This window comes from Pseudomonas sp. HMSC066A08, assembly GCF_001813025.1.
Taxonomy (GTDB): Bacteria; Pseudomonadota; Gammaproteobacteria; order Pseudomonadales; family Pseudomonadaceae; genus Pseudomonas; species Pseudomonas aeruginosa.
Genome location: NZ_KV811312.1, coordinates 26320 through 49763 on the forward strand (window position 1 = coordinate 26320; position 23444 = coordinate 49763).

Consider the following 23444-nt stretch of genomic DNA (forward strand, 5'->3'; position numbering starts at 1 on the left):
ATATGGCGCACCAGGCGGGATTCGAACCCACGACCCCCGCCTTCGGAGGGCGGTACTCTATCCAGCTGAGCTACTGGTGCGTATATGTTGCGGCGGTCTATTTGACCATTAGCTGACACCCTTCTCAACTCGATGAGTATTGCCTTCGGAGGGCAGTACTCTATCCAGCTGAGCTACGGATGCAGCGCCGCGGCTCGCGCGGCAGGCCGCAATCATACGCATCTCGTCGGCGGGAGTCCATTCCATGTGCGTACGTTCGTGATTTCGAACGAAAACGACCGTCCGTCGAGGATGTGCTCAGAAAAGCAGCAGAATTTTCCGACTTTCGTTGATTTTATCGAACGGGGTATTGCCCTTTGTCAGTGGTGGCCCTAGGATTCGTTTGAGATTTCAAACGCCCCCAAAGCCACAACAACAGGAGACCGGGGAATTGGCATCAGTTCAGCCGGCCGCGTGCCCCTGGAATGACCTCTTTCTGACCTGCCCGTCGCCCGTCCGGCCCTTCGCGCTGCCGGGCCGCCGTGGTGCCGGCGTGGCGTTTCGTCCGCAATCCCTTTCCCGCACGAGCCTTTCGTATCCTCCCCGACGCCTGCCGGCGGTCGCGTTTATCCGCGTCCGTCCGTTGCGCACGGTGGCCGGCCGGTAACGGCGACGCCGCTGGCACAGGGCGCAGGAAATGGAACACCGGGGCGCTGGCCCTTTCGAATAACCAGCAGGCAACACTTTCCGGTTACAACCGAACCAGACAACCAGGCACGCGGGGTAGTCGAGGTAGACCCGCTGCTCACGGCATTCCTCGAAGGAGACAGGTCATGCAACTCAAAGATGCCAAGCTGTTCCGTCAACAAGCCTACGTCGATGGCGCCTGGGTGGATGCCGACAACGGCCAGACCATCAAGGTGAACAACCCGGCCACCGGCGAGATCATCGGCAGCGTGCCGAAGATGGGCGCCGCCGAGACCCGCCGCGCCATCGAGGCTGCCGACAAGGCCCTGCCGGCCTGGCGCGCGCTGACCGCCAAGGAGCGCGCCAACAAGCTGCGCCGCTGGTTCGACCTGATGATCGAGAACCAGGACGACCTGGCCCGCCTGATGACCATCGAGCAGGGCAAGCCGCTGGCCGAGGCCAAGGGCGAGATCGCCTACGCCGCCTCCTTCCTCGAATGGTTCGGCGAAGAAGCCAAGCGCATCTACGGCGATACCATTCCCGGCCACCAGCCGGACAAGCGCATCATCGTGATCAAGCAGCCGATCGGCGTGACCGCGGCCATCACGCCGTGGAACTTCCCCTCGGCGATGATCACCCGCAAGGCCGGCCCGGCCCTGGCCGCCGGCTGCACCATGGTGCTCAAGCCTGCTTCGCAGACCCCCTATTCCGCCCTGGCCCTGGCCGAGCTGGCAGAGCGCGCCGGCATTCCGAAGGGCGTGTTCAGCGTGGTCACCGGTAGCGCCGGCGAAGTCGGCGGCGAGCTGACCAGCAACCCGATCGTGCGCAAGCTGACCTTCACCGGTTCCACCGAAATCGGCCGCCAACTGATGGCCGAGTGCGCCCAGGACATCAAGAAGGTGTCCCTGGAGCTGGGCGGCAACGCGCCGTTCATCGTGTTCGACGACGCCGACCTGGACGCCGCCGTCGAGGGTGCGCTGATTTCCAAGTACCGCAACAACGGCCAGACCTGCGTCTGCGCCAACCGCCTATACGTGCAGGACGGCGTGTACGACGCCTTCGTCGACAAGCTGAAGGCCGCCGTGGCCAAGCTGAACATCGGCAACGGCCTGGAAGCCGGCGTGACCACCGGTCCGCTGATCGACGCCAAGGCCGTGGCCAAGGTCGAGGAACACATCGCCGACGCGGTCTCCAAGGGCGCCAAGGTGGTTTCCGGCGGCAAGCCGCACGCCCTCGGCGGCACCTTCTTCGAGCCGACCATCCTGGTCGACGTGCCGAAGAATGCCCTGGTGTCCAAGGACGAGACCTTCGGCCCGCTGGCGCCGGTGTTCCGCTTCAAGGACGAGGCCGAGGTCATCGCCATGTCCAACGATACCGAGTTCGGCCTGGCGTCCTACTTCTACGCCCGCGACCTGGCCCGCGTGTTCCGCGTCGCCGAGCAACTGGAATACGGCATGGTCGGCATCAACACCGGCCTGATCTCCAACGAAGTGGCGCCGTTCGGCGGCATCAAGGCCTCGGGCCTGGGCCGCGAAGGCTCCAAGTACGGGATCGAGGACTACCTCGAGATCAAGTACCTCTGCCTGGGCGGTATCTGAGCCCGGCGAGGAACGCATCCGGAGGGGCCGGACGGCAGGCAAGAGCTGCGTCGTCCGGTGTCGACGTTGCCGGTGGTGGCACCGGACGAACCGGGAGCCGCGGTCGCCGATCGCGAAGCGGCTCCGAGCCCTGGCGGGCCTGCAAGTCCCGAGGCAGTCGATCATCGCATGCTGCCTTGGGGAGCTTCCTTCCCGCCTTCATCCTTTGACCCGGCCGACCCGATGAGCGGCCACTGAGGAAGCCATGAGCAAGACCAACGAATCCCTGCTGAAGCGTCGCCAGGCCGCGGTACCCCGCGGCGTGGGCCAGATCCACCCGGTCGTCGCCGAACGCGCCGAGAACTCCACCGTCTGGGACGTGGAAGGCCGCGAGTACATCGACTTCGCCGGCGGCATCGCCGTGCTGAACACCGGGCACCTGCATCCGAAGGTGATCGCCGCGGTCCAGGAGCAACTGGGCAAGCTGTCCCACACCTGCTTCCAGGTGCTGGCCTACGAACCCTACATCGAGCTGGCCGAGGAAATCGCCAAGCGCGTGCCGGGCGACTTCCCGAAGAAGACCCTGCTGGTCACCTCCGGCTCCGAAGCCGTCGAGAACGCCGTCAAGATCGCCCGCGCCGCCACCGGTCGCGCTGGCGTGATCGCCTTCACCGGCGCCTACCACGGCCGCACCATGATGACCCTGGGCCTGACCGGCAAGGTGGTCCCGTACTCCGCCGGCATGGGCCTGATGCCGGGCGGCATCTTCCGCGCCCTGGCGCCCTGCGAGCTGCACGGCGTGAGCGAGGACGACTCCATCGCCAGCATCGAGCGCATCTTCAAGAACGATGCCCAGCCCCAGGACATCGCTGCGATCATCATCGAGCCGGTGCAGGGCGAGGGTGGCTTCTACGTCAACTCCAAGTCCTTCATGCAGCGCCTGCGCGCCCTGTGCGACCAGCACGGCATCCTGCTGATCGCCGACGAAGTGCAGACTGGCGCCGGCCGTACCGGCACCTTCTTCGCTACCGAGCAACTGGGCATCGTTCCTGACCTGACCACCTTCGCCAAGTCGGTCGGCGGCGGCTTCCCGATCTCCGGCGTGGCCGGCAAGGCCGAGATCATGGACGCCATCGCGCCCGGCGGCCTGGGCGGCACCTATGCCGGCAGCCCGATCGCCTGCGCCGCGGCCCTGGCCGTGCTGAAGGTGTTCGAGGAAGAGAAGCTGCTGGAACGTTCGCAAGCCGTCGGCGAGCGCCTCAAGGCCGGCCTGCGCGAGATCCAGGCCAAGCACAAGGTGATCGGCGACGTTCGTGGCCTGGGTTCGATGGTGGCCATCGAGTTGTTCGAGGGCGGCGATACCCACAAGCCGGCTGCCGAACTGGTCAGCAAGATCGTCGTCCGTGCGCGCGAGAAGGGCCTGATCCTGCTCTCCTGCGGCACCTACTACAACGTCATCCGCTTCCTCATGCCCGTCACCATCCCCGACGCGCAACTGGAGAAGGGCCTGGCCATCCTGGCCGAGTGCTTCGACGAACTCGCTTAAGCTTCACCGGCAAAGCGATACCCCCGAGGCCCGCGCGTCCGCGCGGGCCTTTCTTTCAGAGGCTTCACGGAAACGGAAGCCTCTTTTTTCTGCCAGGGTTTTCCGCGAAACGCCCGACGAACGGTTTCCCCCTGTTACCCTTGGGCGCCTGGCGCATACGAATCCTCCCGCATTCCTCCGGTCGTTCCGTTCGTGGCGATTAGGACAGGACCTAGAGGCGCACCGTGTTCGTCCGTCATACCCTTGTGTGCCCGCGGGCTGTGTCGTGCCCGCCTGTCATGCCTGGTGCGGCCCGCTCGGTTCGCCAGGTTCGAAGAGGAACGCCATGAGTGCCGCGAAAAAGGCCCCCGTCATCCTGATTGCCGACCCGGACCCCTGGAGTCGCGACCTGCTTGGCCAACTGGTCCTCGGTGTGCGTTGCGATGCCCGGCTGGTCCTCTGCGGCGATGGCGGGGAAGCGCTGGCGCATTGCCGGCGCCGGCGCTTCGCGTTGATCCTGGCCGAGCTGAACCTGCCGCAGGTGGATGGCTTCGAGTTGCTGCGCGAAGCGCGCCTGCGCCGCTCGGTCGCCGAGCAGCCGTTCATCCTGATCAGCGACCGCGCCGACCAGGCCAGCGTGCGAGCCGCCGTGGCACTGGCACCGACCGCCTACCTGGTGAAGCCGTTCCAGGCCGAGAACCTGATGCAACGCCTGCGAGGATTGTTGCTGAAGGGTGACGAAGTGGTCGCCTGTCCGCTGCCGGAGCGGGACGCGGGCGAGAACCTGGAGGCTTTCCTCGAACGCGCGCGCGACTCTGCAGAGGGAGCGCCGTTGCTGGCCGACGTGCGTGCCGCCAGCGATCGTTGCCTGAGCGCCGAGGAGCATCCGCTGCGCGTGCTGGAGGATGAGTTCGGCCGCGACCCGCAGATCACCGCTGGCCTGATCGCCGCCGCCAACAGCGCCGCCCGGCACGTCGGTCCGGCCTGCCAGACCCTGGGCCAGGCCCTGCGGCGGCTGGGGCTCGGGCACAGCCTGAACCTGGTGCTCGGTTTCAGCTTGCAGCGGGCCATCCAGCTCGGCGAGCCGCTGCTGGCCGAGCGTGCCATGCATTTCTGGGAGCTTTCGCAACGCTGCGCGGACATCGCCTGGGAGCTGGCCGACGCCCTCGGCGCGGACGTCGAGCGCTGCTATACCGCAGGGCTGTTGCATCGCCTGGGCGACCTGGCGCTGCTGCGGACATTGCAGGATTGGTGCGATGGCGGCGGCGCGCTGGACGAGGCGCGGCTCGACGAGCTGCTGGGGCGTTTCGGCGCCAGCTTCGGCTCGGCCCTGCGGGCGCGTTGGCGGCTGCCGCTGGAGCTGCGCCGGCTGATCGCTGCGGCGTACCAGTTCGGTGGCGTGCTTTCCCGCGAAGAGCTGATCCTCAGCCTGGCGACCCAGGCCGCCAGCCTGCCCGAGGACGACACCGAGCAACTGGCCGAAAGCAAGGCTGCCCGCATGCTCGGGCTGGACGGCGAACAACTGGCGAAACTGCTGCAGCCCTGAGCCGTCCTCGCCGGGCCTTTGCAAGGGGCGGCGCCTCCCGTAGGGCGGATAACGCAACGCGTCATGCGCCGCTGGGCATGGGGCGCGGTTGCAATCGAGCCTCTGGCCGGGGATATCGGCACCTGCGTGCGCGCCGCCGAGTTGCCGGCCGTGGATGGGCGGAAGCGCGCCTAGCGCCGCAGCTCGGCGCGCAACAGGTCCAACGCCGGGTCGATGTCGTCCCGTTCGATGCAGCCGAAGCCGAAGAGGAAGCCGGCCTGTGCCGGGGTTTCCGCGTAGAAGGGCGGCAGGGTGCCGACCTCCAGGCCTTGCTGGCGCAAATGACGGGCGATGCGCAGCACATCCAGCGGTTCGCGACAGCGCGCCGCGAGGTGGATCCCGGCCACCGCCGGCAGCGCTTCGAGCCAGGGGCTCAGGTCGCCGTGCAGGCGTTCCAGCAGGCGCCCGCGACGCTGGGCGTATTCGCGTTGCAGGCGGCGCGTATGGCGGGCGAAGTCGCCGCGCTGGATGAACAGCGCGAGGGCGCGTTGCTGCAAGGTCTCGCTGTGCCGGTCGACCAGCTTGCGCGCCGCCAGCACCGCTTCGCGCAGGCTCGCCGGCGGCAGCAGGTAGCCGAGGCGCAGCTCGGGGAAGAGGGTCTTGGAAAAGGTCCCTAGGTAGGCCACCTGGCCGTTCCGGTCGAGGCTGCGCAGCGACTCCAGGGAACGCCCGTCGAAGCGGTACTCGCTGTCGTAGTCGTCCTCGATGATCAGCGCCCGGTGGCGTTGCGCCCAGTCCAGCAACCGCAGGCGCCGCTCCAGGCTCATCGGCATGCCCAGCGGGAACTGGTGCGACGGGGTGACGTAGACCAGCTTGGCGTTGTCCGGCAGCAGGTCGACGCGCAGCCCCTCGGCGTCCACCGGCACTCCGCGCACCTCGGCGCCGGCGGCCAGCAGGCTGGCGCGGGCCGGCGGATAACCGGGTTCCTCGACCACCGCCAGGTCGCCGGGGTCGAGCATCACCCGGGCCAGCAGGTCGAGCCCCTGCTGGGCGCCCTGGGTGACCATCAGGGCGTTCCAGTCGCACTGCACGGCGCGGTTGATCGCCAGGTAGCGGGAGATCGCCAGGCGCAGCTCGGGGTCGCCTTCGGTTTCCTTGTAGAACGCCGGCGAGCGCTGTTGCAGGCGTAGCGCCTGGAGCACGCAGGTACGCCAGGTATCGAAGGGAAAGCGGCGCTTGTCGGTCGTGCCGCCGGCGAAGCTGTAGCGGAGCGGCGCCTGCTGGTCCATCAGACCGGACTGCGGTTCGATGCGTGCCCAGCGTGCGGCCGGCCGCAGCGGACCGTCGGCGCGCTGCGGCGGCGCTTCCGCGGTGGGCCCGCGGGCGACGAAGGTGCCGCTGCCGACCCGGCCTTCGAGGAAGCCCTCGCTGGCGAGGCGCTCGTAGGCTTCGCTGACGGTCTTGCGCGACACTTCCAGGCGTTCGGCGAGGTAGCGCGTGGCTGGCAGGCGATCGCCGGTGGCCAGGCGACCGTGGAGGATCGCGTCGCGCAGCTGGCGATAGAGCTGGCCGACCAGGTCGTGGCGGCCGTCGAGGATCAGTTGCAGTTCCATGGCGAAATTGGCTACCTGGTATTTCTGGTAATTGGCTCTTCGTGGAAGCCAAAGGCAGGCTTAGTGTTACCCCATGCCGCGCCGCTTTCCACTCTCGCGGCTGCCAATCCGCCAAGGAGATTCGCCATGACCACCCGCCTCGAATGGGCCAAAGCTTCCCCCGACGCCTATGCCGCCATGCTCGGCCTGGAAAAGGCCCTGGCCAAGGCCGGCCTGGAGCGCCCGCTGATCGAACTGGTCTACCTGCGCACTTCGCAGATCAACGGTTGCGCCTACTGCGTGAACATGCATGCCAACGACGCGCGCAAGGCCGGCGAGACCGAGCAGCGTCTGCAAGCGCTCTGCGTCTGGCAGGAAACCCCCTACTTCACCCCGCGCGAGCGCGCTGCCCTGGCCTGGACCGAGCAACTCGCCCGCCTCAGCCAGGGGGCGTTGCCGCACGGCCTGCTCGACGAACTGCGCGAGCACTTCGACGACAAGGAGATCGCCGAACTGACCCTGGCGGTCTCGGCCATCAACGCCTGGAACCGCTTCGGCGTCGGCATGGGCATGCAACCGGAATGAGGTGGACGGTGATGAAGGCCAATCGATCGATCGCCTGCCTGCTGCTCGCCGCGCTGCCGACGCTGGCCAGCGCCCATGTTGCGGAGAAGGTGGAAACCCTGCACGACCAGGCCCTGGCCGAGATTCCCGGCCATCGTGGGTTGATGCTGACGGTGTCGTTCAAGCCCGGCCAGGTCTCCGCGCCCCATGTGCATCCCGGCTCGGTGTTCGTCTACGTGCTCGAAGGCACCGTGCAGACGCAACTGGAAGGCGGCCCGGTGGAGACCTACACGGTGGGCCAGAGCTGGTACGAGCCGGCGAACGTGCCGCACCTGCTGGCACGCAATCCCGATCCGATGAAGCCGGCCAAGTTGCTGGTCTGGGAGTTGCTCAAGGAGGGCGACCCGATCCTCAAGCCACTGGAGCGCGGCGCCCGCTGAGGCGTCGCTCGTTCGCCCGGAGGAGCGTCCGTCATGAGCGCCAGCCAGGTCATCCGTATTCGCGCGCGCAACGGTCAGTCGGAACGGCTTGGCCTGCGCTTGCAACAACTGGTCGAACCGGGGCGGGAGGCGCCGGGTTGCCTGGAGTACCAGGTACGCAGGGACGCCCTGGAGCCGGATCTCTGGCTGGTGTGCAGCCAGTGGCGGGAAGCGCAGCAGATGTTCGACTACCTGGCCGGCGGCATCCAGCAGGTATTCGCCGAAGTGCTCTGGCGCTCCCTGGCGGCGAGCCTCGAAGTGCAGGATGACGCAGGCTAGAGCAAACCCAGCTCGGCGCAGACGATCAGTACCTGCTCGCGCAGCCAGAGGTTCGCCGGGTCCTGGTCGGCGGCGCGGCTCCATGACAGGTGCAGGGCGAACGGCGGCAGCCCGGGCGGTGCGAGGCAGGCGTGATGGCGGCCATCGTCGAGCAGTGCATGGATACGCCGCGGCAGCATCAGCACGAAGTCGCTGCCCGACAGCAGTTGCAGAGCGGCGACGTAGCTGTTGGCGCGCGCGGCGACCTCGCGGCTGCGGCCCTGGCGTCGCAGCCACGTGTCCACCAGGTTGGCGTTGCTGGCGTCGAGCGGGGTCGGGAAGACGAAGCGGCGCCGGCAGAACTCGTCCAGCTCCAGGCGCTCGCTGCGCGGCTGGGCACGATCCTGCACGCAGAGCAGCTCGTCGCTGAACAGGGCGAGCGCCTGTAGCTCCGGTGCCGGTCGGTGGTACTCGGGACCGAAGTCGAAGACCAGGTCGACCTGGCCGTCGAGCAATGCCTCGGTGGGCAGTTCGGGACCCAGGCGGCGGATGTCCAGGCCGATCCTCGGGCCGTTGGCGGCGAGCCGTCGCAGGAGTGCCGGAAGGATCAGCAGCTCGACGTATTCCGGCGCGCAGAGGGTAAAGGTACGCGGCTCGCCACGCGGGTCGAAGCTGCCCTGGGCGACGTGACAGGCGTTGATGCGGGCGAGCATTTCCTCCACGTGGGGCAGCATGGCGCGACTCTTGTGGGTCGGCTGCATGCCGCTGCGGGTGGCGATGAACAGCTCGTCGTCGAAGGCCTGGCGTAGCTTCTTCAGGCAGTAGCTGACCGTCGACGGACTGAGGCTCAGGTGTTCGGCGACCTCGACGAGGTTCTGTCGTTGGTGGACCTGGAGGAAGACCAGCAGGTCCTGCATGTCGACCTTGCGCAGGCCGTTGGCGATCAGCATCGGGGCGTCCTGACGGCGTCGGGAGCGCCATCAGAACCCGTCCCTTTCCTCAGCGCAAGCTTTCGGCGCCGACGCCTTGTGGTTGTCGCTCGGCGAACAGTGCCGCATAGCGCCGCGGGTCGAAGCGCAGGCCCAGCCCCAGTAGCAGCGCCGCCACCGCGGCCAGCCCGAGCCAGGCGCCGGTGAAGCTGCCGAGGCTGTCGCGCAGCAGCCCGGCGATCCACGGCGAGACCCCGGCGATCAGGTAGCCGGCGCCTTGTACCAGGGCAGCCAGTTGACCGGCGCGTTGCGGCGCGTCGAAGTGGTCGAGGCAGACGATCAACCCCATGGGGAACAGCCCGCCGATGCCCAGTCCGAGGCACAGTGCCCAGAGCAGCGGCAGGCTGGTCGGCGCCCAGGCGAGGCCGAGGAAGCCGACCAGCATCAGCGCCGCTAGCCCGCCCAGCACCGGGCGGCGATCCTGCGAGCGGCTGGCCAGGGCCGGCGCGAGCAACCCGGAGAGCACCTCCATGGCCGTCAGGAAACCGAGCAGCAGGCCGGATTCCTGGGCGCTCCAGCCCTGTTCCAGGTAATAGGGCGCGAGCCAGGCCAGCACGCAGGTGTAGCAGGCCGTGCCGAGGCCGAAGAACAGGATCAGCAGCCAGGTCCGCGGATAGCGCAGGAGGCTCCTGCCGGGCTGCGCGTCGGGCAGGCGCAGGCGGGTGCCGGGTTGCAGCCACCAGGCCAGCAGCGCGAGCGCGGCGAGCGCCGCCCAGGCACCGAGGCCGAGCCGCCAGCCGGCGTGCTCCGCCAGGGTCGGCGCGGCGCTGGCGGACAGCGCCGCGCCAGCCATGATGGCGGTGACGTAGAGCCCCATGCAGAGCGGCGTGCGCGCGCCGAAACGGGCCTTGATCAGGGCCGGCATCAGCGCCTGGATCAGGGCGATGCCGAGGCCGGCGAGCATGGCGCTGCCGAGCAGGTCGGGCAGGCCTCGGCTGCCCAGGCGCAGGGCGCTGGCGGCGCCGATCAGCAGCAGGGCGAGGGCCACCGAACGCCACTCGCCGACGCGGCGGGCGATGCCCAGGCCGAAGAACATGCCGAGGCCGAGGGTCAGCACCGGCAGGGCGGTCAGCAGCGAGACGTCGTCGAAGCTGAATGCGATCTCGCCGCGCATGGCGTTCAGCAGTGGGCCGACGGCGGCCATGGAGGGCCGCAGGTTGAGGCCGACCAGGACGATGGCGGCCATCAGCCAGAGAGTGCGGCCGGGTGGGTTGGCAGTGGGCATGGCGATCTCCTTTCGGGAGCACCATTGCGCCTGTGCCAGGGCGTGGCGGCAAATCAAAATCCGCAGGGCGGATTCGAAAAAATGCGCTGGCCAGGGAGTCGGGGCGGACGCTGGCGCAGCGTGGCGAGTCGCGAGGTTATCCGCCCCGTGCGGCGCGTGGTCTCACTCCGCACTCAAGCGCATCAGGCTTTCGCTCAGGGCCCGCGCGTGGCGGTCGACGATGATCGGCGCCCAGGGCCTGCCGGAAGCGCTGACCAGCGCGCTGCTCTTGCTGTTCAGGTCGCGCAGGGCCTGGCTCAGGTACTCCCAGCGGTTTTCCAGTTTCTTCAGTCCCGCCGGGTTGGCGCTTTGCGCCACCAGCAGGGTGATGCGCCGGTCGATCAGCGGGACCAGCACGCTCTCGTCCTGGCCGAGATAGTCCCGGGGCTGCTCGCGGGCAGTCTCCAGCCCGCCCAGGTAGGCGCGCGCCAGGTATTGCAGGGACAGGTACTCGACCCGCACCGGCAACTGCCAGAGCGGCAGGGGCTGGCCTGGCGGGGGCGGCGGCACCTGGCGTTCCACCAGGTTGAGGAAGTCACGCAGGGCGCGGCTCAGTTGCTGCGGGTAGCGCCAGGGTAGGTCCTCTTCGCGGGGGCCGTAGGCCGCGCCTTCACGGATGCGCGCCACCAGCGTCTTTTCGCCTTGCCGCAGGAGCACCCCCTCGGGGGCGGCGGTGAGCGCCCGATCGAGGCTGGCGAGGTCCTTCTCCAGTTGCGCCGCGTGATGTTCCTGGAAACCCTCGCCGCGCAGCAACAACAGGCTGCCCACTGCGCGACAGGCCTGGACCTGCAGTTGTTGCAGGGCACGTTGCTGGTCGTCGAGGGCAGCGCGCGCCGGCAGCGCCAGCAGCAGGCAGTAAACACAGAGGACAGCGAAAAGGGCAGGACGGGGCATGGGGAGATCCTGTTGTTGTCGTTATGGATATCCGCACCGAGGGTAGGTGCCCTGCACACGGTAGCCGGCCATCGTGCGCCTGCAAGCGTTCGAAAGTGTGATTCGCGCTCAGCCGTGGGTGGCCGCGCGCAGGCCGGCGAGGTCGAGAATCTCGATGCCGCCGTAGCTGAGCTGGAGGATGCCCTGGGCTTCGAGGTCCTTGAGGATCTGGTTGGTGGTCTGCCGTGACAGCGACAGCATCAATGCCAGCTGTTCCTGCGGCAGGTGCAGGACCTGCCGGCTGCGGCTGTTGTCGTAGCCCTCGGCGAGCATCAGCAGGCGCCGCGCCAGGCGTTGTGCGGCCGGCAGCAGGGCCATCTCTTCCAGGGCGATGAATGCCAGGCGCAGCTTGTGGCTCATCAGCAGGGCCATGTCGCGCCAGTAGTGCGGCTCGCGGCGAAGCAGTTCGAGCAGCGCCGCCTGCGGTACCTGGAGTAGCTGGGTGTGGCCTTCGGCGTAGGCGTCGTGGGTGCGCGCCTGGCCGTCGAAGAGGGCGATCTCGCCGAACCAGTGCGGCGCTTCCACCAGGATCAGCAGCGCCTCCTTGCCGTTCTCGCTGACCGCGCTGATACGGATTGCGCCCTCGACCACGCAGTACAGTCCGCAGGGCGCGTCGCCGCGGGCGAACAGGCGCTGGCCCGGCGGCAACTGGCGCGGTTGGGCGAGTGCCAGCAGGTGCGTCTGCAAGGCCTCCGGCAAACCCTGGAACCAGCGGCCGGCCTGGAGTTGCGAACGGTAGTCGGTACGCTCGTTCATGTTTGTCGTCTAGCTGACAGAGTGGAAAACCGGGGCGGCGCGATGATGCGAGAACCCTGGCGTGAGACCCACAACAATGAAAACCCTAGTCGATCACCTTGCGCAATACGCCGCCTACCACCGCGACCGGCGCAACATCTTCAGCCATTTCATCGGCATTCCGATGATCGTCCTCTCCATCGCCGTGTTGCTGGCGCGGCCGGCGCTGGGGTTCGGCCTGTCTCCGGCGCTGCTGCTGGCGCTCGCCGCGGCGCTGTTCTACCTGCGCCTGGACCTGCGCTTCGGCGCGGCCATGACGGCGCTGCTGGCGCTGACGGTGTGGGGCGCTGCGCAATTGGCGGCGGGGACTACCGCGGCCTGGCTGGGCTGGGGCGTCGGCCTGTTCGTGGTCGGCTGGATCATCCAGTTCGTCGGTCATTACTACGAAGGGCGCAAGCCGGCCTTCGTCGACGATCTCAGCGGGTTGATCGTCGGTCCGCTCTTCGTGCTGGCGGAACTGGCCTTTCTGCTGGGGCTGCGCGGCGACGTGCAGCGCGAGGTCGAGGAGCGCGCCGGCCCGACCTGCATTCGCGAGCACAAGCGGGCGGCGTGAGAGGATCTCCCGCGAGCGCGGGAGACCGGGTCCGGAGCGTTACTTGCGATCCGCGGCGATGCGCTGGCGGATGTGATCGGCGCGGGCCTGGGAGCCCGGGTGCGAATCGAACATGCTGCTGTCGCCGCCGCCCAGCTTGGCCAGCTTCTCGAAGGCGGTGACCAGGCCCTGGGTGTTCACTCCGCGCTTCTTCAGTAGCTCGTAGGAGAAATCGTCGGCGTCGGATTCCTGGGACTGGGAGAACTGCGCGTTGATCAGCGATTCGGTGAGTTCGCCCAGCTGGGAGCCGGACAGGGCGGCCAGCGTGCCGCTCTTCGAGGCGCCGGCGGCGCCGCGCACCGCGGCGGCCGCGTAGGCGGTCTGGGCGGCCTTGCGGGTGTGGCCGAGGGCGACGTGGCCCATCTCGTGGCCGAGCACGCCTTCGATCTCGTTGTCGCTCATCAGCTCCATCAGCCCGCTGTAGACGCGGATGCAGCCGTTGGCCATGGCCCAGGCGTTGACGTCCTCGGTGAGGTAGACCTTGTAGTTCACCGGCACGCCGTCGATCTGGTCGCCCAGGGCCTTGGCGATCTTGTCCAGGCGCTGGCCGTACTTGCTGTTGGCCGGGGCGATGCGGTTCTGCTGGTCGGACTCGGCGCAGGCCTGGTCGGCGACCTGGCGGACCTCGGCGTCGCTCAGGGTGGCAGCCTTCACCGCCATCATGCCGTGCTGCATGAGGTCCCCCTGGGGCAGGTTCTGGCAGCCGGCCAGGGCGGCGCAGGCGAGGGCCAGGGCGGAAAGGGAAAGACGGGTCTTCATCGTGTGCTCCTTGCGATAGGTGGCGTTCCGTGCCGGACGGGCGTGTTCCGCCCGGTGCCGCGCGCCGTTGGCGGTCGCGCGGCGGCGGATGATAGCGGCTTGTGCCGTTCGTCGGAAGTCCCGCGAAGGCCGCAGGCCCGCCCTGGCGGGTGCGCAATGCGTCCCTGGCGTCAGTGGAAACCGCGCCAGGCGAGGTCGGCGCCGAGCAGCAGGAGACCGACGAAGAAGCAGCGCCTGAACAGCGTCGCGCTGATCCGCTGGCGCAGCCACTGGCCGAGGAGCATCCCGCCCAGCGCCGGGACCAGGGTCAGCAACGAGGCACCGAGCATCTGCGGTTCGAGGAGGTCGCCATGCACGCCGAGAGTGACCGCCAGGGACAGGGTCGAGGCGCTGAACGACAGGCCGAGGGCCTGGACCAGTTCGTCGCGCTGCAATCCTAGGGCACCCAGGTAGGGCACCGCGGGAATCACGAAAACCCCGGTGACCGCGGTCAGCGCGCCGGTCGCCAGCCCGACCAGCGGGCCGGCCCAGGGCTCGTGGCGTGCCGGCAGGTGCAGCGGGATCGCGGCCAGGCCGAGCAGCGCGTAGGCCGCCAGGGCCAGGCCGAGCACGCCGGTGGCCTGCCTTGGCGCGTCGCCGCCGAGCCATGCGCCGACCAGCAGGGTGCCCACGATCACCCCGAGCAGCAGGCCGGCCAGGCGTTTCATCAAGCCGAGGAAGCGCGGGCCGCAGGCGAGCTGCCAGAGGTTGGTCACCATCGACGGTACGATCAGCAGTGCCGCCGCCTGCATCGGCGGCATGGCCAGGCCGAGCAGGCCCACCGAGACCGTCGGCAGGCCCAGGCCGACCACGCCCTTGACGAAGCCGGCGAGAAGGAAGGTGAGGGCGATCAGTGGGATCAGGGCGTGGAGGTCGACGGACATGCGGGCTTTTCCTTGTCTCGGGCTGGCGCGAGCGGGCGATGGCGGCCAGTATCTCTCGTCGTCGACAGGCAACGTTTCATCCGGAGGTGAAGCATGCAATTCAATCCCGGCTTCAGTTCGCTGGCGGCGCTGCTCGCCGATCCCGGCCGCGCGCAGATGATCTGGGCACTGATGGATGGCAGTGCCCGCCCGGCCAGCGAGCTGGCGCTACTGGCGGGCGTCTCGCCGTCCTCCGCCAGCGGCCACCTGGGGCGGCTGGTCGAGGGCGGAGTGCTGAGCCTGGAAGCGCGCGGGCGCAATCGCTTCTATCGCCTGGCCGGGCCGGAAGTGGGACAGGCGGTGGAAGCGCTGGCCAGCGCCTCCCTGGCCCTGCAGCCGCAGCGGCGCAGCCTGCCGCCGAGCCACGGCACGCCGTCGGCGTTGCGCGAGGCGCGGACCTGCTACGACCACCTGGCCGGCGAACTCTCGGTCGGTGTGTTCGCACGGATGCTGGATGCCGGCTGGATCGAGCAGGAGGGCAGGACGCTGCGCCTGAGCGCGACCGGCGAGGCCGGGCTGGCCGGGTTGGGGATCGACCTGGTGGAGGTCCGTCGCCGCCGTCGGCAGTTCGCCTGCGCCTGCCCCGACTGGAGCGAACGCAAGCCGCACCTCGGCGGCGCGCTGGGGGCGGCGTTGCTGGAGGCCTGTCTGCACCAGGGCTGGTTGCGGCCGCAGGACGGCTCGCGGGCGTTGCAGGTGTCGCCGAAGGGCCGCGCGGGACTGCGCGGCCTGGCGGAACGCACGGCGGGCTGAACCCGCCGCGGGATCAGAGATTGGCCACCGGCTGGAAGGCCTTCGGCTTGAAGTAGAGGGTCTCGCCGCGGGCCAGGCCGGCCAGGCTGTCGTGGTCCTTCACCACTTCGGCTTCGATCAGTTCGTCCTGGCCGTCGACCTTCAGCGTTACCCGGGTGATCGCCCCCAGCGGACGGATGTCGCGGACCTCGGCGGCGCGGTGCTCGGCCACCGCGGAACGCGACAGCGACACTTCGTGGGGGCGGAACAGCAGGTGCTGGTCGTTGCCCAGTTGCAGGCGGTTGGAGTCGCCGAGGAAGTGGTAGACGAAATCGCTGGCCGGGTTCTCGTAGACCTCGCCGGGCGAGCCGATCTGCTCGATCACGCCCTTGTTCATCACCACGATGCGGTCGGCCACTTCCATCGCTTCTTCCTGATCGTGGGTGACGAACACCGAGGTCAGGTTGATCTCCTCGTGCAGGCGTGCCAGCCAGCGGCGCAGTTCCTTGCGTACCTTGGCGTCGAGGGCGCCGAAGGGTTCGTCGAGGAGCAGGATCTTCGGCTCCACCGCCAGCGCGCGGGCCAGGGCGATACGCTGCCGCTGGCCGCCGGAGAGTTGCTCGGGATAGCGGTCGGCGAGCCAGTCGAGCTGCACCATGTTGAGCAGTTCGTGGACCTTGGCCTTGATCGCGGATTCGCCCGGCCGCTCGCCCTTGGGCTTCATGCGCAGGCCGAAGGCGACGTTGTCGAACACCGTCATGTGGCGGAACAGCGCGTAGTGCTGGAAGACGAAGCCGACGTTGCGGTCGCGCACGTCGTGCTGCGAGACGTCCTCGCCATGGAACACGATGTTGCCGGCGTCCGGGGTTTCCAGCCCGGCGATGATCCTCAGCAGGGTGGTCTTGCCGCACCCGGAGGGGCCGAGCAGGGCCACCAGCTCGCCGCTCTGGATGTCCAGGTTGATGTCGTCCAGGGCCTTGAAGGCGTTGAAGTTCTTGCTGACGTTACGGATTTCGATGCTCATGGTTCATTCCTCGTCAGCATTGCTTTTCAGTCGGGACATGCGGGATTCGCTCCACTGCTTGAGCAGAAGGATGACCAGCGCCATCAGCAGCAACAGACTGGCGACGCTGAAGGCGGCGACGTGGTTGTATTCGTTGTAGAGGATCTCGACGTGCAGCGGCAGGGTGTTGGTGACGCCGCGGATATGCCCGGAAACCACCGACACCGCGCCGAACTCGCCCATCGCCCGCGCGGTGCAGAGCACCACGCCGTAGATCAGGCCCCACTTGATGTTCGGCAGGGTCACGTGCCAGAACATCTGCCAGCCGTTGGCGCCGAGCAGGCGGGCGGCCTCCTCCTCCTGGGTTCCCTGCTCCTGCATCAGCGGGATCAGCTCGCGGGCGACGAAGGGTACGGTGACGAAGATGGTCGCCAGGACGATGCCGGGCACCGCGAAGACGATCTGGATGTCGTGGTCGCCCAGCCATTCGCCGAAGTAGCCCTGGGCGCCGAACAACAGCACGTAGATCAGGCCGGCGATCACCGGCGAGACCGAGAATGGCAGGTCGATCAGGGTCACCAGGATGCTCTTGCCGCGAAACTCGAACTTGCTCACGCACCAGGCGGCGGCGACACCGAACAGCAGGTTGAGCGGCACCGAGATGGCCACCGCGATCAGGGTCAGCTTCAGCGCGGCCAGCGCGTCGGGTTCGAGGATCGCCTCGAAGAAGGTGCCGAAACCCTGCTTCAGCGCCTCGCTCAGGACCACGTAGAGCGGCAGCAGGAGGAACAGGGCGAAGACCAGCCAGGCCAGGACGATCAGGGCCAGGCGGCCGCCGGCGGTGCCGCGGCGGGAGGCGCTGGCGGTGGCAGCGGAAATGCTTGCACTGGACATGGCGCCCTCCTTACGGGGTTTCGATGCGACGCTGCAGCAGGTTGATCAGCAGCAGCAGGATGAAGGACACCACCAGCATCAGCACGCCGATGGCGGTGGCGCCGGTGTAGTCGTACTGGTCCAGCTTGACCATGATCAGCAGCGGCAGGATCTCGGTCTTCATCGGCATGTTGCCGGCGATGAAGATCACCGAGCCGTATTCGCCGACGCCCCGGGCGAAGGCCAGGGCGAAACCGGTCAGCCAGGCCGGCAGCAGAGCCGGCACGAGGATATGGCGGAACACCTGCAGCGGCCTGGCGCCGAGGCAAGCGGCGGCTTCCTCGACTTCCTTGGGAATGTCGGCGAGCACCGGCTGCACCGTGCGGACCACGAACGGCAGGGTCACGAAAGTCAGCGCCAGGGTGATCCCCAGGGGGGTATAGGCGATCTTGAAGCCGAGGTCGCTGGCGAACTGGCCGACCAGGCCGGCCGGCGCATAGAGCGCGGTGAGGGCGATGCCGGCGACGGCGGTGGGTAGGGCGAAGGGCAGGTCGATCATGGCATCGATGATCTTCCGTCCGGGGAATTCGTAGCGCACCAGGACCCAGGCCAGCAGCGTGCCGATCAAGCCGTTGAGCACGGCGGCGGCGAGCGCGGTGCCGAAGCTCAGCTTGAGCGCGGCGAGCACCCGCGGCGCGCTGATGATGGCCCAGAATTGCTCCCAGCTGAGCTGGGTGGTCTTGAGGAACATGGCCCCCAGCGGGATCAGGACCAGCAGGCTGAGGTACACCAGGGTGTATCCCAGGGTCAGCCCGAAGCCGGGTATGACCGGGGAAATGCGTCGTGACATGTTCTGTCCTTACTCTGCGTTGGAACGCTTGGTGGCTCTCCCGGTGCCGGTTCCTTCCGGCAGTGGGCCCGGTACGGGACCGGGCCTGCTAGCCCCCTCGCCCGTCCGGGAGTGGGTCTGGGAGAGGGGCCGTGGTTCGGGCGACGGGTCTGCCGTCGCGATCATTGCGCCTGGTAGATCTGGTCGAAGATGCCCCCGTCGTTGAAGAACTTCGGCTGGGCCGTCTTCCAGCCGCCGAAATCGGAGTCGACGGTGACCAGGTTCAGTTTCGGGAACTGCGTGGCGAACTCGGCGGCGACCTTCTGGTTGCGCGGCCGGTAGAAATTCTGCGCGGCGATGCGCTGGCCTTCCTCGCTGTACAGATACTGCAGGTAGGCCTCGGCGACCTTGCGGGTGCCTTTCTTCTCGACCACCTTGTCGACCACCGCGACCGGTGGTTCGGCGAGGATGGAGATGGAGGGTACGACGATCTCGAAGTTTTCCCCGCCCTGTTCCTTCTTCGCCAGGAACGCCTCGTTCTCCCAGGCCAGCAGCACGTCGCCGATCTGGTTGTTGACGAAGGTGATGGTCGAGCCGCGGGCGCCGGTGTCGAGCACCGGCACATGCTTGTACAGCGCCTGCACGTAGTCCTTGGCCTTCTCGTCGCTGCCGTACTGCTTCTTCGCCCATGCCCAGGCGGCGAGGAAGTTCCAGCGCGCGCCGCCGGAGGTCTTCGGGTTCGGCGTGATGACTTCCACGCCTTCCTTGGTCAGGTCGCCCCAGTCCTTGATTCCCTTGGGGTTGCCCTTGCGCACCAGGAACACGATGGTCGAGGTGTAGGGGGTGCTGTTGTCCGGCAGGCGTGCCTGCCAGTCGGCCGGCAGCAGCTTGCCGAGCTTGTGCAGTTCGTCGATGTCGCCGGCCAGGGCCAGGGTCACCACGTCGGCCTTGAGCCCGTCGATCACCGCGCGGGCCTGCTTGCCGGAGCCACCGTGGGACTGCTGGACGGTCAGGTCCTCGCCGCCCTGGGCCTTCCAGTGCTTGATGAAGGCCGCGTTGTAGGCCTGGTACAGCTCGCGGGTCGGGTCGTAGGAAACGTTCAGCAGTTGCGTGGCTGCGGCAACCGGGCCGGAGACCAGGGCGCTGGCGAGTGCGGCCAGGGCGAAACGACGAAGGGACATGTGCAGCTCCTAGGTGTGTGCTGTTTCGATTGTTCTAATGGGGTGTTGGCGGAACGACGGGAACACGGGGCGTCAGGCGCGCATTCGCGGCCGACAGCTGCAGTACCGGTGCGGATGGGGTATCGAACGGATGTTCATGGCGAGACGCCTCCGGTGGTCCAGTCGGGTCGTGTGTTTCAGGCCTGCTTGACGGCCGGTTGCTGCAGACGGAATTTTTCCTTGCGCTCGATCTGCACCACCTGGCCGTTGTGCACGGTGATCTCGACGGCGCCGAAGCGCAGGCCGCGCAGGGCACTCTGGATTTCACGCAGGATGGTGGCTTCGTCCTGGCCATCCAGGCTTCTGAGGGTTGCGCTCATGGGTCTCTGCTCCTGTGGCTCGAGGTGCCGCGTTGCTCGACGAAGTGGAGGCGGCGTGAGGTGCATAGTAAGCAGTGGGCAATATTCTTAAAAATATTGTTTAAGAATCTTTATAGGTAAAGTGGTTATAAGGCGGCGAAGCGGCCCGGCTTCGCCGCCAGGCTCAGTCTTCCGGCAGCGCCACGGGCTGCAGGTCGAAGCGCAGCGCTTCCGCCGGTTGCGGCCGTCCGTACCAGTAGCCTTGGCCGAAGTCGCAGCCATGTTCGCGCAGGAACAGCGCCTGGTCCTGGTGCTCGATGCCCTCGGCAACCACCCGCAGCCCCATGCTTTGCGCCAGGGCAACGATCGCCCGGGCGATCGCGGCGTCGTCCACCGCGCCGGGCAGGCCGGCGACGAAGCCCTGGTCGATCTTCAGCTTGTGCACCGGCAGCCGCTTGAGGCGCATCAGCGAGGAATAGCCGGTGCCGAAGTCGTCGATGGCCAGGTTCACGCCGAGGATGCGCAGGCGGCAGAGCAGGTTGAGGGACTGCTCGAAGTCCTCCATCACCGCGCTTTCGGTGACTTCCAGCTCCAGGTAGCGGGGCTCCAGTCCGGACTCTTCCAGGGCGTTGGCGATCCTTTCCTCCAGGCCGCCGCGGTTGAACAGCCGGCTGGAGACGTTGACCGCGACGAACTCCAGTTCGACGCCGCGCTGTTGCCATTCGCGCATCTGCCGGCAGGCACGCTTGAGCACCCAGTTGTCCAGCGCGGCGATCAGCCCGCATTCCTCCGCCACCGGGACGAACTCGCCTGGCGGCACCAGGCCGCGCTCGGGATGCTGCCAGCGCACCAGCGACTCGACGCCGACGATCCGTCCGCTGGCCAGGTCGTGCACCGGCTGGTAGTGGACGCGCAGTTCGTCGTGCTCCAGCGCATGGCGCAGGGCCGATTCCACCTGGACATGGGCGCGGGCCCGGGCGGTCAGCACGCGGGTGTAGAAGGCGTAGGCGTTACGCCCGCTGTCCTTGGCCTGGAACAGCGCGGCGTCGGCGTGCTGCATCAGGTGGTCGACGTCGCTGGCGTCTTCCGGGTAGAGGCTGACACCGAGGCTTGCGCTGATATAGATCGGCTGGCAGTGGATGTCGAACGGCGCGTTGAAACCGTCGAGGATGCGCTGCGAGAGTCGCGCGACGGCTTCCGGGTCGTCGTTCTCGACGAGGATGGCGAATTCGTCGCCGCCCAGTCGCGACAGCAGGCAGCGCTCGTCGAGCTGGTGTTGCAGGCGCTTGCTGACCTCCTTGAGGAGCATGTCGCCAGTTGTATGGCCGAGGCTGTCGTTGATGTGCTTGAAGTGGTCGAGGTCGATCAGCAGCAGGGCCCCGGCCACCGTCCGGTCCTTGCCGTTCTCCAGCGCCTGCTCGATGCGCTCGCGCAGCAGCACGCGGTTGGGCAGGCCGGTCAGCGAGTCGTGGTGGGCGAGGAAGTCCAGCTCGTTCTCCGAGCGCTTGATGCTGCTCAGGTCGGAGAACACCCCGACGTAGTGGGTCAGCTGGCCCTGGTCGTTGCGCACCGCGCGGATGTGCAGCCACTGCGGGTAGATCTCGCCGCTCTTGCGACGGTTCCAGATTTCTCCGCTCCAGACGTCCTGCTCGCGCAGGGCCAGCCACAGGCGCTGGTAGAACGCCTGGTCCTGGCGGCCGGAGCGGAGGATCGCCGGGGTCTTGCCGAGCACGTCCTCGGAACGGTAGCCGGTGATGCGCTCGAAGGAAGGGTTGACGTGCACGATCACCGCCTGGGCGTCGGTGACCAGAACGCCCTCGCGGGTGCTGTCGAATACCGCCGCGGCCTGGCGCAGGTGGTCTTCCTTGAGCCGCTGCAGGGTGATGTCGCGGGCCACGCCGGTATAGTGCAGCGGCTTGCCCAGGGCGTTGCGGAGGACCCGGCCGCGCGAGTGGATCCAGCGGTAGTCGCCGTCCTTGTGGCGCAGGCGGTAGATGTGGTCGAGATTGTCGGTCAGGCCCTGCAGGTGGTTGCGGTGGGCCTCCAGCACGGTGGCGTACTCTTCGGGGTGCAGGCGCTTCTTCCAGGTCTCGATGGGGTCGCCGAGTTCCTCCGGAGCGAGGCCGATCAGCGCGGCGTAGCCCGGCGAGACGAACATCCGGTCGGTCACCAGGTCCCAATCCCAGAGTCCGTCGCGCACCGCTTCCAGGGCGCGGTTCAGGCGCTGCTCGCTGCCGTGCAGTTCGTCGTAGGCCTGGGCCTTGCGGCGGAACTGGCGTACCAGGTAGAGGTACAGGAGCAGGCCGGTTGCGGCGAAGAAGAACAGCCGCTTGGCGGTCATCCAGAACACCAGTTGGTCGTGGTCCTGGACCTGGTTTTGTAACAAATGATCGCTCAGGAACGCCCAGGCGATGGCGATTGCGAGATAAGCCAGGCTCAGGCGAAGGGCACTCAGGCGGGGGCTCATGGGATTTTCAGTGGGCAATTATTGGCCGGGCAGTATAAATGATGGCCATCCGGCCCTGTTCATATCTAAAAGAACGGATGGTAATCCCCAGCCGCTTGGTGATAATGCCCCCAGGTTTTGTCAGACAAGGCCCTCATCACTCCCAAATCCCCCCGAGGTTCAGTACCGCCTATGTGGTTCAACGGTTTTCTCGACCTGTCGCCGTGGCAACTGGTGGCAGTTACCCTGGTGCTGACGCATATCACCATCGTCAGCGTGACCGTCTACCTGCATCGCTATTCCGCCCACCGTGCACTCGACCTGCACCCCGCGCTGCAGCACTTCTTCCGTTTCTGGTTGTGGTTGACCACAGGGATGAACACACGCGAATGGACCGCGATCCACCGTAAGCACCATGCCAAGTGCGAGACCGTCGAGGATCCGCACAGCCCGGTGCACAAGGGCCTGTTCACCGTCCTGCGCGCAGGCGCGGAGCTGTACAAGGCCGAGGCGAAGAACCAGGACACCCTGCGCATCTACGGCAAGAACTGCCCGGACGACTGGGTCGAGCGCAATCTCTACTCGCGCTTCCCGATCGGCGGCGTGGTGCTGATGGCGCTCATCGACCTGGCCCTGTTCGGCGCCCTTGGCCTGACCGTCTGGGCCGTGCAGATGGCATGGATTCCGTTCTGGGCCGCCGGCGTGGTCAACGGCCTCGGCCACGCGGTCGGCTATCGCAACTTCGAATGCCGCGACGCCGCCACCAACCTGGTGCCCTGGGGCATCCTCATCGGCGGCGAAGAGCTGCACAACAACCACCACACCTACCCGAACTCGGCCAAGCTATCGGTGAAGAAGTGGGAATTCGACCTGGGCTGGGCCTGGATCAAGCTGTTCAGCTTCCTGCGCCTGGCCAGGGTCGCCCGGGTCGCGCCGATCGCCCATCGGGTCGAGGGCAAGCACAGCCTGGACATGGACACCGCCATGGCGATCCTCAACAACCGCTTCCAGATCATGGCGCAGTACCGCAAGCTGGTGATCGCGCCGCTGGTCAAGCAGGAGGTGGCCAAGGCCGACGAGTCGGTGCGCCACCTGTTCCGCCGCGCCAAGCGCCTGCTGTCGCGCGAGACCAGCCTGCTGCAGGACCGCCACCACGTGCGCATCGACTCGATGCTCGCCCACAGCCAGGCGCTGAAGGTGATCTACGAGAAGCGCCTGGCGTTGCAGCAGATCTGGGCCAAGACCAGCGCCAACGGCCACGACATGCTGGCGGCGATCAAGGACTGGGTGCATGAGGCGGAAGCCAGCGGTATCCAGTCGCTGAAGGAGTTCGCCGCGCAACTGAAGACCTACTCGCTGCGTCCCGCCTGACGCCTGGCGCGCCCTCGCGGGTGCGTCAGCCGCCTCTGCAACGCGCCGGCTCCTGCCGGCGCGTTGCGTTTCGGCGTCGCCAGTGCGACGCCCCGCCGATACTTTTCTTCCTCCGCAAGTCGACTTGCCCGATCCGGGATTCAGCCCGGGCGGCGCCCGGCCTATCTTCGGCGTGCCCAGGCGCCACGCCG

At 67.6% G+C, this 23444-nt stretch carries 22 protein-coding genes and 1 tRNA gene; 9 read left to right on the top strand and 14 right to left on the bottom strand.

What is annotated here, in order from left to right; translation table 11 throughout:
* Positions 1-3: 3 nt before the first annotated feature.
* Positions 4-80 (bottom strand) — tRNA-Arg (locus HMPREF2886_RS19310).
* Positions 81-812: 732 nt separating this feature from the next.
* Here HMPREF2886_RS19310 and gabD point away from each other — a divergent pair.
* The 3 genes from gabD (at position 813) to HMPREF2886_RS19330 (ending at position 5314) form a co-directional block, all read left to right on the top strand.
* Positions 813-2264 (top strand): NADP-dependent succinate-semialdehyde dehydrogenase, encoded by a 1452-nt coding sequence (gene gabD, locus HMPREF2886_RS19320; RefSeq protein ID WP_003106269.1) that lies wholly within the window; start codon positions 813-815, stop codon positions 2262-2264.
* A 244-nt stretch (positions 2265-2508) separates the two neighbouring features.
* Positions 2509-3789, top strand: a complete 1281-nt coding sequence (gene gabT / locus HMPREF2886_RS19325) for a 4-aminobutyrate--2-oxoglutarate transaminase (protein WP_003106268.1) — start codon at positions 2509-2511, stop codon at positions 3787-3789.
* 325 nt (positions 3790-4114) lie between these two features.
* The gene (locus HMPREF2886_RS19330; protein WP_033977408.1) at positions 4115-5314 is read left to right on the top strand and encodes an HDOD domain-containing protein; all 1200 of its coding nucleotides are present in this window, start codon (positions 4115-4117) and stop codon (positions 5312-5314) included.
* 170 nt (positions 5315-5484) lie between these two features.
* Here the strand turns inward: HMPREF2886_RS19330 and HMPREF2886_RS19335 are convergent, their stop codons facing one another.
* Positions 5485-6906 (bottom strand): MocR-like pyridoxine biosynthesis transcription factor PdxR, encoded by a 1422-nt coding sequence (locus tag HMPREF2886_RS19335; RefSeq protein WP_033972844.1) that lies wholly within the window; start codon positions 6904-6906, stop codon positions 5485-5487.
* Positions 6907-7032: 126 nt separating this feature from the next.
* On the opposite strand from HMPREF2886_RS19335, the gene HMPREF2886_RS19340 reads away from it, so the two are divergent.
* Genes HMPREF2886_RS19340 through HMPREF2886_RS19350 form a run of 3 tightly spaced genes read left to right on the top strand, consistent with a single transcriptional unit; the run spans position 7033 to position 8207 of the window.
* Positions 7033-7470: a carboxymuconolactone decarboxylase family protein gene (locus tag HMPREF2886_RS19340; RefSeq protein WP_003106260.1), complete on the top strand. Its 438-nt coding sequence runs from the start codon at positions 7033-7035 to the stop codon at positions 7468-7470.
* An 11-nt stretch (positions 7471-7481) separates the two neighbouring features.
* A complete protein-coding gene (locus tag HMPREF2886_RS19345; RefSeq protein ID WP_033972843.1) occupies positions 7482-7889 on the top strand; it encodes a cupin domain-containing protein in 408 nt (135 codons plus the stop codon).
* 33 nt (positions 7890-7922) lie between these two features.
* Positions 7923-8207 (top strand): antibiotic biosynthesis monooxygenase family protein, encoded by a 285-nt coding sequence (locus HMPREF2886_RS19350; RefSeq protein WP_033977404.1) that lies wholly within the window; start codon positions 7923-7925, stop codon positions 8205-8207.
* Here the strand turns inward: HMPREF2886_RS19350 and HMPREF2886_RS19355 are convergent.
* The 4 genes from HMPREF2886_RS19355 to HMPREF2886_RS19370 all read right to left on the bottom strand — a co-directional run bounded on the left by HMPREF2886_RS19355 (position 8204) and on the right by HMPREF2886_RS19370 (position 12128).
* Positions 8204-9136, bottom strand: a complete 933-nt coding sequence (locus tag HMPREF2886_RS19355; protein WP_058017062.1) for a LysR family transcriptional regulator — start codon at positions 9134-9136, stop codon at positions 8204-8206. The genes HMPREF2886_RS19350 and HMPREF2886_RS19355 overlap by 4 nt on opposite strands.
* Positions 9137-9185: 49 nt before the next feature.
* Positions 9186-10400, bottom strand: a complete 1215-nt coding sequence (locus HMPREF2886_RS19360; protein ID WP_070748108.1) for a cyanate transporter — start codon at positions 10398-10400, stop codon at positions 9186-9188.
* A gap of 162 nt (positions 10401-10562) precedes the next feature.
* A complete protein-coding gene (locus HMPREF2886_RS19365; RefSeq protein WP_070748110.1) occupies positions 10563-11333 on the bottom strand; it encodes a hypothetical protein in 771 nt (256 codons plus the stop codon).
* 108 nt (positions 11334-11441) lie between these two features.
* Positions 11442-12128, bottom strand: a complete 687-nt coding sequence (locus HMPREF2886_RS19370; RefSeq protein WP_003128506.1) for a Crp/Fnr family transcriptional regulator — start codon at positions 12126-12128, stop codon at positions 11442-11444.
* Positions 12129-12204: 76 nt separating this feature from the next.
* Here HMPREF2886_RS19370 and HMPREF2886_RS19375 point away from each other — a divergent pair, with 76 nt between their 5' ends.
* A complete protein-coding gene (locus tag HMPREF2886_RS19375; RefSeq protein ID WP_003084225.1) occupies positions 12205-12720 on the top strand; it encodes an Mpo1 family 2-hydroxy fatty acid dioxygenase in 516 nt (171 codons plus the stop codon).
* Positions 12721-12759: 39 nt separating this feature from the next.
* Here HMPREF2886_RS19375 and HMPREF2886_RS19380 read toward each other — a convergent pair whose 3' ends face one another.
* Positions 12760-13518 (bottom strand): metalloprotease LoiP, encoded by a 759-nt coding sequence (locus tag HMPREF2886_RS19380; protein WP_033972838.1) that lies wholly within the window; start codon positions 13516-13518, stop codon positions 12760-12762.
* 170 nt (positions 13519-13688) lie between these two features.
* Positions 13689-14441, bottom strand: a complete 753-nt coding sequence (locus HMPREF2886_RS19385; RefSeq protein ID WP_039027388.1) for a sulfite exporter TauE/SafE family protein — start codon at positions 14439-14441, stop codon at positions 13689-13691.
* Positions 14442-14534: 93 nt separating this feature from the next.
* Here HMPREF2886_RS19385 and HMPREF2886_RS19390 point away from each other — a divergent pair, with 93 nt between their 5' ends.
* Positions 14535-15233, top strand: coding sequence for an ArsR/SmtB family transcription factor (locus HMPREF2886_RS19390; RefSeq protein WP_070748112.1), 699 nt, complete (start codon positions 14535-14537; stop codon positions 15231-15233).
* A 13-nt stretch (positions 15234-15246) separates the two neighbouring features.
* On the opposite strand, the gene HMPREF2886_RS19395 is transcribed toward HMPREF2886_RS19390, so the two are convergent.
* From HMPREF2886_RS19395 to HMPREF2886_RS19420, 6 genes are all read right to left on the bottom strand, one after another.
* Positions 15247-16236: a sulfate/molybdate ABC transporter ATP-binding protein gene (locus HMPREF2886_RS19395; RefSeq protein ID WP_003084237.1), complete on the bottom strand. Its 990-nt coding sequence runs from the start codon at positions 16234-16236 to the stop codon at positions 15247-15249.
* Between the two features lie 3 nt (positions 16237-16239).
* Positions 16240-17109 carry a sulfate ABC transporter permease subunit CysW gene (gene cysW, locus HMPREF2886_RS19400; protein ID WP_033972836.1) on the bottom strand — a complete coding sequence of 290 codons (870 nt, stop codon included), beginning with the start codon at positions 17107-17109 and terminating at the stop codon, positions 16240-16242.
* Positions 17110-17119: 10 nt separating this feature from the next.
* Positions 17120-17938, bottom strand: a complete 819-nt coding sequence (gene cysT, locus HMPREF2886_RS19405; RefSeq protein WP_003084241.1) for a sulfate ABC transporter permease subunit CysT — start codon at positions 17936-17938, stop codon at positions 17120-17122.
* Positions 17939-18099: 161 nt separating this feature from the next.
* Positions 18100-19098, bottom strand: coding sequence for a sulfate ABC transporter substrate-binding protein (locus HMPREF2886_RS19410; RefSeq protein WP_003084243.1), 999 nt, complete (start codon positions 19096-19098; stop codon positions 18100-18102).
* Between the two features lie 176 nt (positions 19099-19274).
* Positions 19275-19457, bottom strand: coding sequence for a sulfur starvation response protein OscA (oscA, locus tag HMPREF2886_RS19415; RefSeq protein ID WP_003084246.1), 183 nt, complete (start codon positions 19455-19457; stop codon positions 19275-19277).
* 163 nt (positions 19458-19620) lie between these two features.
* The gene (locus HMPREF2886_RS19420; RefSeq protein ID WP_070748114.1) at positions 19621-21903 is read right to left on the bottom strand and encodes a putative bifunctional diguanylate cyclase/phosphodiesterase; all 2283 of its coding nucleotides are present in this window, start codon (positions 21901-21903) and stop codon (positions 19621-19623) included.
* A gap of 171 nt (positions 21904-22074) precedes the next feature.
* Here HMPREF2886_RS19420 and desA point away from each other — a divergent pair, with 171 nt between their 5' ends.
* On the top strand, positions 22075-23253 hold the full coding sequence (gene desA / locus HMPREF2886_RS19425) for a delta-9 fatty acid desaturase DesA (RefSeq protein ID WP_033972834.1): 1179 nt from the start codon (positions 22075-22077) through the stop codon (positions 23251-23253).
* Positions 23254-23444 lie beyond the last annotated feature (191 nt).